This is a genomic window from Rhizobium mesoamericanum STM3625, from assembly GCF_000312665.1.
In the GTDB taxonomy this organism is placed as follows: Bacteria; Pseudomonadota; Alphaproteobacteria; order Rhizobiales; family Rhizobiaceae; genus Rhizobium; species Rhizobium mesoamericanum.
Window position 1 is genome coordinate 3,044,255 of the sequence record NZ_HF536772.1, and the last position, 8,690, is coordinate 3,052,944.

Annotated in this window: 8 protein-coding genes and 3 pseudogenes; 4 read left to right on the forward strand and 7 right to left on the reverse strand. The window is 58.1% G+C overall.

All coding sequences use genetic code 11. The features are described 5' to 3' along the window. The first annotated feature begins 73 nt into the window (after positions 1 to 73). Entirely contained in the window at positions 74 to 340 is a 267-nt protein-coding gene (locus BN77_RS14980) for a DciA family protein (RefSeq protein ID WP_007533274.1), read from the forward strand. A 217-nt stretch (positions 341 to 557) separates the two neighbouring features. On the opposite strand, the gene BN77_RS14985 is transcribed toward BN77_RS14980, so the two are convergent. The 5 genes and pseudogenes from BN77_RS14985 to BN77_RS15000 form a co-directional block, all read right to left on the reverse strand. Beyond that, positions 558 to 2,315 carry an MOSC and FAD-binding oxidoreductase domain-containing protein gene (locus BN77_RS14985; RefSeq protein ID WP_007533276.1) on the reverse strand — a complete coding sequence of 586 codons (1,758 nt, stop codon included), beginning with the start codon at positions 2,313 to 2,315 and terminating at the stop codon, positions 558 to 560. A gap of 658 nt (positions 2,316 to 2,973) precedes the next feature. Beyond that, positions 2,974 to 3,127: pseudogene (locus tag BN77_RS34820) on the reverse strand (type 1 glutamine amidotransferase domain-containing protein); the annotation flags it as partial. Between the two features lie 102 nt (positions 3,128 to 3,229). Next, complete coding sequence (locus BN77_RS14990; RefSeq protein WP_007533280.1) at positions 3,230 to 3,478, reverse strand: tautomerase family protein; 249 nt, start codon at positions 3,476 to 3,478, stop codon at positions 3,230 to 3,232. Positions 3,479 to 3,503: 25 nt separating this feature from the next. Continuing rightward, positions 3,504 to 3,803: a thioredoxin domain-containing protein gene (locus tag BN77_RS34825; protein WP_007533282.1), complete on the reverse strand. Its 300-nt coding sequence runs from the start codon at positions 3,801 to 3,803 to the stop codon at positions 3,504 to 3,506. 400 nt (positions 3,804 to 4,203) lie between these two features. Beyond that, positions 4,204 to 4,917: an SDR family NAD(P)-dependent oxidoreductase gene (locus BN77_RS15000; RefSeq protein WP_007533284.1), complete on the reverse strand. Its 714-nt coding sequence runs from the start codon at positions 4,915 to 4,917 to the stop codon at positions 4,204 to 4,206. Between the two features lie 153 nt (positions 4,918 to 5,070). On the opposite strand from BN77_RS15000, the pseudogene BN77_RS15005 reads away from it, so the two are divergent. Both BN77_RS15005 and BN77_RS15010 read left to right on the forward strand, forming a co-directional pair. After that, positions 5,071 to 5,349: pseudogene (locus BN77_RS15005) on the forward strand (SDR family oxidoreductase); the annotation flags it as partial. Positions 5,350 to 5,409: 60 nt separating this feature from the next. Then, positions 5,410 to 6,189, forward strand: coding sequence for an alpha/beta fold hydrolase (locus BN77_RS15010; RefSeq protein WP_007533288.1), 780 nt, complete (start codon positions 5,410 to 5,412; stop codon positions 6,187 to 6,189). A gap of 279 nt (positions 6,190 to 6,468) precedes the next feature. On the opposite strand, the gene BN77_RS15015 is transcribed toward BN77_RS15010, so the two are convergent. Further along, positions 6,469 to 7,155 carry a VOC family protein gene (locus tag BN77_RS15015; RefSeq protein ID WP_007533292.1) on the reverse strand — a complete coding sequence of 229 codons (687 nt, stop codon included), beginning with the start codon at positions 7,153 to 7,155 and terminating at the stop codon, positions 6,469 to 6,471. Positions 7,156 to 7,273: 118 nt separating this feature from the next. Beyond that, the gene (locus tag BN77_RS15020; protein ID WP_007533293.1) at positions 7,274 to 8,257 is read right to left on the reverse strand and encodes an AraC family transcriptional regulator; all 984 of its coding nucleotides are present in this window, start codon (positions 8,255 to 8,257) and stop codon (positions 7,274 to 7,276) included. A gap of 226 nt (positions 8,258 to 8,483) precedes the next feature. On the opposite strand from BN77_RS15020, the pseudogene BN77_RS34385 reads away from it, so the two are divergent. Next, positions 8,484 to 8,690, forward strand: a pseudogene (locus BN77_RS34385) (epoxide hydrolase); the annotation flags it as partial.

The window sequence follows — 8,690 nt, forward strand, 5'->3', positions numbered from 1 at the left end:
AACCTCCACCGCTGTCCAACGTTATCGATGTACGGATGCGGCCCCCGGCTGCGCTCCCTGTGTGGAGGATGCGATGAAGAACATCAGCGACTGGCTCGACGAGCATGTGAACGACGATGTGAACCTTGGTGATGATGCCACCATCGAACAGCAAGCCGAGATCATCCGAGCGGAAGCCGAAGCCGCTGGCTATTCCGCCGAGGATCTCAACAAGGCATGCGAAGGCGACATTGCCGGATACCTCAAAAATCGGCGCGGAAGACCTACTGGCGAAGATGCCGACGGGAAGATGGCGGGCGACGCCTCTCCGATCATCACGCCGGGCTTTAATCAACAGTGACTGGCAGTGGACGGCCGCGAAGTCATTCGCCGTGGGATGGGCCCGCATCAGGCTCTTTTGGTCCTTTTGGCAGTGATCATAATGCTCAACAGCGGTAATCCTCACTCTCGTCGACCCCGCGTGGTCCACCATGTTGCACGACGCTGGAGAATGTCTCCGGACTTGGCCCGAATCTTAGGTCTAGCAAGGGGTGAGACAACGCAAACCGCTCTTCAGATCAGAGATCGATGACCACATCGGTGGTCGGTCGCGAACAACACAGAAGAATGTTACCGTCAGCAGGATTGTCTATCGGATCCGGGCCGTAGCCAACCTGACCAGAGACCATCGCAGTCTCGCACGTGTGACACACGCCAGTTCTGCAAGCCCAGCGCACCGAAACGTCGCAGGCCTCGGCGAAGTCCAACAGACTCCCGAATCTCACGTCCCACGCCGCATCGATCCCGCTTCGGGCGAATGAAACCATCGGACCAGACCCAGTGAGGCCCTCAGGTCGATGCGGGGTGCGATTTCGAACCTCTGCGATTCCTGGCGTGATAGGAGGAGCCGATCCAAACGTCTCGCTGTGAATTCTCCCTGCCTCGACGCCCAGGGCGCGCATTCCTGCCTCGATGTCACGTTGGAACTCCGATGGGCCACAGACGAAGAAGTCCGCCTCCCGCGGTATCCCCATCGCTCCAAGTGCGCCGGCCGTAATCCTGCCCGCAACGTCGAAGTCGGAACCAGGGACGTCCGCGTTTGTCGGAGCGCTGTAGAAGATCATTCGGCGTGCGTTGGGAAGCAATTCAAGCGACTCCCGTGTCTCCTGGGAAAATACCCTTTCGGCACCATTCCTCGCACCGTGTACCCACCAGACTGGGCGGGCGGAGTTCACTTTGGCCATCTGATGTAGAATGGATAGCAGTGGTGTTATGCCAATGCCAACGCTGATGAGCACAACGGGACCATCGCCATTAGAGAGCGTGAAGCTCCCTCGTGGAGCGCTCGCGCTAACGATATCCCCAGCCTGCAATCTGTCGCGAACAAATCGGCTTGCCGCACCGTGGGACTCCCGCTTGATGCTGACCCTGTAATGAGATCCGTCTTGCCGTCCGGAAAGAGAGTAACTCCGGAGCATTGTCGGATTAGATCTTGGATCCAAGCGCAATACAACAAATTGCCCTGCGGCGTATTCAGGTAGCGGCTCGCCATCCGTTGGCACTAACTCAAGAGAGGTGACGTAGTCGGTTTCGAGACTTTTCTTCGATACCCGGAACTCACGAAAGCCCTTCCAAGCTACAGGAAGTCGCGACGCGCTGGTGAGCCCCGCGTTGCCTCCGCTGTCCACATTCTCTGTCTCCTTCAGAAGGGCTTCGAATGAGGCCCGCCATCCCTCACTCAGCGTCTGAAGCCGGGCAGCAACAGCGAGGCGATCGCGGGGATGTCCGGGCTTATAGAGAAGCGAGTTGATCTCCGAGATGGTCATCCCGCCATCCCCTGAAAGGGTCTGGGTGATCTCGTCGTCACTCTGCACGACGCCTTCTTCGATCACACGAAGATAGAAGCCAGGTCTGCCATGCGCGACAACCAGCGCCGCCATCTCTGGCACGCCCGTCCGAATTCCGAGCCGATAGCAGGTCACCCTAGGCTGAGACACTTCAAATAGCGCCTCCCCGACCCTGTAGCGGTCTCCAATACAAACCTCGTCGTCGGACAGTCCTTCGACCGTGAAGTTCTCGCCGAAGTAGCCGTACTCGAAAGCCGATCGACCCAGGTAAGACTCCCAATACCGATAGGAGTCGATCTGATACACAAACACCGCCCGGTTCTCTCCGCCGTGCCCCGTCCGATCGGCCTGTCCGTCACCGTCGATGTTCAGCTTTCTTGCCGTCACAGGCCCGCGAACAGGAGACTTCCAGATCGCCGTATTGACAATTCGGCCACGCCATTCGACTGCGCGCGGAAGGCCGACGTTGAGTGAAAGAAGGCGAACCATGTCCCTATCTCCTGCTCATTGCAAACACGAATACATCAACCCTTTGAAATCCTGACGTCTGGTCTTACAAAGCGTTGTCTAAGTCCTGCGACGGCGCAGTCGCAGATGAGACAGATCGTTCTAGCAACAGCACCAGACAATGCTGTTCAGACACCCCCGCTTGGAAAAAGCCTATGAGCTCCCGCGCCTTCTGCAGGGCTTGTTCACTGTTGCGGTCGAGACCCACCTTCTCACAATGGAACTCCAGTATCTGACGGAGCAGTGAAACCTCTTCGGGCCGTAGTGGCGCAGGACGGCGGTGGTCGAAGCAACTAACCATTCGTGCTCTCGTCGTAAGACAGAAGATCCCAAAAGACGGTTCCGGTTCGATCCCCCATGCCAGCCATCTTCGCATGATCGCTCCCCGGAATGAAGACACGACTGGGTGCCGAGGGATGACGGACAACCGCAAGCGGGAAAACCATTGCGATTAGCGCTATGGCGATTGCGACAAGTGGGAAGCTTTATCCCGCCGATTTATCGATAAGGTGAGGCATCGCACGATCCGGAGAAGAACGCGTTGCTCGTAATGGCAAAAACAACGTGGAGGGCCGAGAGTACGTCTTCGCGGCCCGCCGCGTTGCGCCGCCCTAGCGGTAGAGCGAAGCGTTTCCCTCGAATTGGATAGAAGCTTGACCAATGCCTGCGCCCCCGCCGTAGAGGGACGCGGGATTCTGCCCTGTGATGAGTCGGCCATCCGTGATCGCGAAGCTTTCCCAATTGGGCTTCTTCTCGAACTGTCCTCCGAGCCGCTTCAACTCGTCCTCGACGATGGCGTGCGATCACAATCGATCCCACAGGGCGCCCTGGATTGTTTTTTCAAGCCTCTCAGGACGAGCTCTCGAAAGCGCAATCCGGAAGGCGCTTTCCCGCAATTAACGAGCGGGTTCACTCTTCGGCTGACTAGAGAGCTTCCGGAACTCGGGTACCGGGAGGCCGCCCCAACCCCAGTTGTCGAGATCCACCTCTTCTATCACGACAAACGTGGATTCAAGTGGCTTCTTGAGCACCTCGAGGAGCACGTTGCTAACGCCTGCAATAATGCGAGCCTTTTCCTCGGCAGTCACGGAGTTGTGCTCGGGCGTCGTACCCTCGCGTGTGACCTGAATATTCACGATCGGCATTGTGTCGTCCTTTCGTTGCTTCGGCTCAGTAGCCGAGGTCCTTCAAATGTTGCTGCAGAGCGTCGACATGGGCGTATCCCGAGCCAACTCTGGCGAGCGTTGTGTCCTTCCGGACGAACAATGCCGGGAAGCTTGTGACGCCCATTGCCCTCGCCGATGCAAAGTCGGACGCGGTTTCCTCGATTGTGCTGCGTCGCGTCCACGTATCCAGGAAACCGTCCTTCGAGACTGGAAAGCCCTGGAATACAAGTGCTTCCATACCCACTTTCGCAAGTACTTCACCGTCCGTAGTGTCAAGACCGTCCACGTAGAAGGCATGTTGCATTGCCCGAAAGACCTTCAGTAGGTCTGCATCCGGCCGGAGTATCCTAGCCGTGACGACGGCTCGGCAGATCGGTCTGTGTCATACACAAAGCCTTTCCTTGCCATCAACGCTTCTCTATTGAATGGGAGACCACTTGCTTCTTCGACATTCGCCCAGTGATGCAGTCTGAACTGCTTCCCGGCATCGTCCAGGATGTCGGTCGCCCTGCCCTTAGGCCTCCTAGAAGAATTTTCAGCTCCGCATCTGGACGCTGTTCAAGGAGCAATTCCATTTCCTTGCCGAACCCGTAGCACCAAGAGCACATGGGATCAGCCACTAATACCAGTTCCATAGCCTGTCCTATCTATGGAGTTGGCGAAGGCCCCGGAATCTCGCGGAGCCGCCGCATTGCACTTGACGCCTACCAGCGACCCGCGTTTTGGCCGCCATCCACGCGAAGGATCTCGCCAGTGACAAACCCTGCGCCTTCCAGATAGAGAACGGCGTCTACGATATCGCTGACCTCGCCCATGTGGCCAACGGGATGAAGTCCGGAGAGGAACTCGTGCGTCTCAGGAGAGTGCATCGGGGTCTTGATGATGCCCGGGGAAACAGCGTTCACACGCACCCCGGTCTTCGCATATTCAAGCGCGAGCCCCTTTGTGACCGAATTCAGCCCGCCCTTTGTCAGCGAGGCTAGTGCAGCGGGTACGCCAGCGATGGGCTGATCAACCAGGCTTGTCGTAATCGTCACAATGTGACCAGAACCCTGCTTCAACATCTGCCGAGCGGCGCGCTGTGTGATGTGGAAGAACCCTGCAACATTGACGTTGAAATTGAGATCGTAGTCTTCCTGCGTGAAGTCGACGAAAGGCTTTGCAGTGAAAACACCGGCGTTGTTTACAAGGGTGTCGACCCTGCCGAAGCGCTCGATCGCCTCTCTTACCACACGCTCGGCGGTCTCGGGGTTTGCGATATCTCCTGCGACGGCATGAACCCCGGCGTCGGGGCCTGCCTTCACCGAACGTGATGTCGCTACAACATTGTAGCCTTTCGCGCGGTATCCCCGGACAAGGCCTTCGCCGATCCCCTGGGACGCGCCAGTGACGATGGCTACTTTCTGATGATTGCTCATGATCTGCATCCTTTCATGTGCGACGGCCGATTTTCGGTCCAACGCCAGCGGCGTCGGTGCCTATGATTTAGATGCACTCGATGTACGGGAGAATTGACGGGCTGAGGGCAACACTCATCCGTAATTCGGAATAATCACGGCATGCTTCCTGCTCCGCTGATCAATGACGGCGGCCGGATCGTTAACATATCCAGCGGCCTGACTTCCATCATCGTTCCTGTTGTCGTCGCGCCCGGCGCCATCCAGACCGACTTTTGCGGCGGTATGGTGCGCGACAATCCGAAACTGAATCAGCGTGTCGCGGAAATGACGGCGCTGGGAAGCGCCTGCCTGCCCGACGATATCGGTCCGATGATTGCCTCGCTGCTCTCGGAGGACAACCGCCGGGTCAATGCCCAACGCATCAAGGTCTCTGGCGGCATGTCATTCTGAGATGCTGCTCCGGACCGAGTTCAAATAATCCTCCCGCTTCCAAACGATGGAGATTCGATCATGATGATGAACAGACGCACATTTTCGAAAACTTTGCTCGTCGGTGGTGCCACGTCATTTGTTGCGATACGTACCGGCCTGGCCGGCATACCCACGGTGCCAAAGGCGCGCAATGTCGTTCTCGTGCACGGACTTTTCGCCGACGGATCATGCTGGACCGATGTTATCGGCCGGCTGCAAGCGAAGGGCCTAAACTGCACGGCGGTCCAGAACCCGCTCACCACGCTGCCCGATGCCGTGGCGGCCGCCCGGCGCATCCTCGACCGGCAGGACGGTCCGACTGTCTTTGTCGGCCACTCCTTTTCGGGGATGATCCTCACCGAAGCAGGCGTACATCCGAACGTCTCTTCACTGGTTTATGTCGCTGCCCGAGCACCGGATGCAGGTGAGGACTATGCAGCTTTGGCAAAAACCTACCCGACACCACCCGCAACCGCGGGCATTGTCTTTGACGGCGACAAAGGACGGCTGACGGAAGAAGCGTTCCTGCGCGATTTCGGGGGCGACCTTCCCGAGGCCAGGGCAAGGGTTCTCTATGCCGTTCAACAACCGTTCCAAAAGGCGTTGCTCACCGGCAAAACCTCAAACGCTGCCTGGCGCTCGAAGCCAACCTACTACGCGGTTTCGACGCAAGATGGGACGATAAATCCAGACCTGCAGCGTTTCATGGCCAGACGCATGGGCGCCAAAGCCATCGAACTCAAATCCAGCCATCTGTCGCTCATTTCACATGCGAATGAGATCACCAAGCTCATTCTGGAAGCTGCCGGGCAATCATGACATCGGACTTCGTAGTCGTGCCGGACAAGCAGTCCTCCATCGTCGAAATAGAACGACCGAAACTCCGGGAGGACGGGTCTCTCACCGCTGTCCCGGAGTCCATAGCTCGCTCCCACGGCCGTCCGGAAGATTGCACCTCCGACCCGGTGGTCGTGATTTCATGATGAAAATGCATATCGAGCTCGGCAATGCATTGCCTCCCGCGAAGAGCGCGTTCTTCCGGTTCATGGCTATCGGTCGGATGGTTCGCTCGACGCTGGTCTCCCCCTGCGGTGATGGCTAGGTGGGCAACGGCTCCCCTGTTTGTTCCCGTACCATGTATTCCGCATACCAGCTCGGCCAACCGTCGTCGTGTTGCCCAGTCAGCTTCTCGTGTTCGCCATGAGCCTCCGACGCGCGCCGCAGCGCTGCCTCGAGTTCGGCCGATGAGACGAAGGCCGCCCCGCCTGTGTCGATACGACCCGGCAAGCGACTGGTAACCTCCTGTAACAACCAGCCGTTCCCATCAGGATCATCGAAGGAAGCGTAGGTTCTGTAGGTGCGGCCGTCCGGATCACGACCGCTTACTCTCCGGCTTCCGAATAGATACGGTTCGTCGGTGCCGGTGTTCACTTCTCCTGGATGAAACAGTTTGCTGACCCTCACACCGCGCCCCAGCAGTTCCTCGCGCGCGGCGGCGATGTCGGAGACAATCAGGTACAGACCCCGCGCGGAGCCAGGCGCAGCCGAAGTGACATTCCTCCCGAAGATCACCGAACATCCCGATCCGGGCGGCGTGAACTGGATTACGCGCCAGTCATCATCAGCGGTATAATCTCCGTCGAGCCGCCAGCCAAGGCTCGCGTAAAAGCTCTTGGCCCGATCGACGTCGGCAACCGGGACGACGACTACTTCCAGCTTCATGTCGAAGCCGCGCACACCGGTAGACTGGGGTGAAGTTTCGCTGCGAACCTCGGTGTTACTCATGTGGAGTCTCCTTGGTTAGATGAGCTGCACTGTGGTGTATATCTCCCGGCAGGCCCGGGGCTATTGGCCGGCGGCGTACATTTTACGCCAACGGAAGACCGCCGTCTAAGCTTTCTCCTCAGTGAGAGAGACGATGCCGCCCCTCACCTTGCGCGAGGGTAGCCGAGGGAGTTTCCCCGAAATGCCGCCTGTAACGCTCAGCAAATCGGCCTAGCTCGAAAAACCCGAGGTCCATCGCGATCCCGGTTACGGTTGATCCCGGTGATGCCGCCAAGAGCTTCCGCCGTGCCTCCTCGAGCCGGCGTCTAGCCAGGAATTCGTGAGGCGAGCATCCATGAACCCGCTTGAAGCTGAGCTGCAATGAACGGACGCCCGCCCCACTTGCGGCTGCTATTTCTTCGATGGTTATGGGATCTGTCAGATGAGCGTCGATCCACTCCTCGGCGCTTCGCACCTGAACCTGGCTGACATGCCGCACGGGTTCTGAGGTTTCAGGTGATGCTTCGCTTATGCAGTCAACAATGAGGCTTACAAGGAGACGCTCGGCGTAAAGGCGTGATTTCCCCGCTTCCGCTACCGGCGAACCCGGGCGCTCGACTTCGCCAGCCATCCATTTCGCCATGGAACGCAGGGCCTGTACGCGCGCGGTGTCCGGCAACACATTGAGCCAATTGGCAAACTCCGGCAGCTTGCGGAACCGCTGTTCAACGGAGGATTTCACTAGATCGCCGTCGACCGTCAGGAGAAGGAGTTTGAAGGGACTGATGTCGAGATGGAGGTCAGACCCAGGAGCGTGGATGACTGCGTTGGCCGGATGCGAGTGAAATATATTGCCAGCTACCCGGTGACGAATGGAGCCACCCTCGTGCAGGAAAAGGCGAAAGTGATCGGAAAGTGGCCCTTCTGCCGTTAAATCCACGGCGCAGTCATGCTCGATGTAGGAAAAGCCGACGTTCCCCATATCCAGTTGGTTCCACCGGATGCCGTAGCGGAGGTGGTCGACCTTGACGCTCCGGTTTCTCTCCCAGACCTGACCTGCGAATTCCGCGCCTTCGTCGAGATCGCCGCTGGCAAAAATCCGGTGTGTCCCCAGGAATCCCATGATCACGCCCCATACCCTTGAAGCATAATGCTACGGGATTTTAGTGGGCGAGCTTCGTCTGTACAACGATCCGTGAGTTGCGGATGTCCTAAACCTCTTCGTCGGTGAAGGGGCGTGCCTCCGTGACTATGCGAAAAACGAAAACAAGGGCTTTTCGCTTATCGCATAGCAACTCGATTGATTGTGTGACCTCCTGTTCGGGTAATCGAGAAAAGGAGGAAGTGTCATGTCATCGATATCATCTATGATCACGCGCCGTACCGTTCTCGCTAGCGCTGCGGTCGCAGGCACTGTCGGTCTCTTCGCAGGGAAAATTGCCGTGTCCGCCGGAGACAACGAGGCGATCAGACCGTTCCAATTCAAAGCGTCGGACGAGCAATTGACCGATCTCCACAACCGTCTTCTGGCCACGCGCCTGCCCGAAAAAGAAACA

What these genes read in the sequence shown, in the direction of transcription:
- BN77_RS34825 (WP_007533282.1), bottom strand. Translation starts at nt 3,803, where the DNA reads ATGCAACATGCCTTCTACGTGGACGGTCTTGACACTACGGACGGTGAA.
- BN77_RS14985 (WP_007533276.1), bottom strand. Translation starts at nt 2,315, where the DNA reads ATGGTTCGCCTTCTTTCACTCAACGTCGGCCTTCCGCGCGCAGTCGAA.
- BN77_RS14990 (WP_007533280.1), bottom strand. Translation starts at nt 3,478, where the DNA reads ATGCCGATCGTGAATATTCAGGTCACACGCGAGGGTACGACGCCCGAG.
- BN77_RS15015 (WP_007533292.1), bottom strand. Translation starts at nt 7,155, where the DNA reads ATGAGTAACACCGAGGTTCGCAGCGAAACTTCACCCCAGTCTACCGGT.
- BN77_RS15020 (WP_007533293.1), bottom strand. Translation starts at nt 8,257, where the DNA reads ATGGGATTCCTGGGGACACACCGGATTTTTGCCAGCGGCGATCTCGAC.
- BN77_RS15000 (WP_007533284.1), bottom strand. Translation starts at nt 4,917, where the DNA reads ATGAGCAATCATCAGAAAGTAGCCATCGTCACTGGCGCGTCCCAGGGG.
- BN77_RS15010 (WP_007533288.1), top strand. Translation starts at nt 5,410, where the DNA reads ATGATGATGAACAGACGCACATTTTCGAAAACTTTGCTCGTCGGTGGT.
- BN77_RS14980 (WP_007533274.1), top strand. Translation starts at nt 74, where the DNA reads ATGAAGAACATCAGCGACTGGCTCGACGAGCATGTGAACGACGATGTG.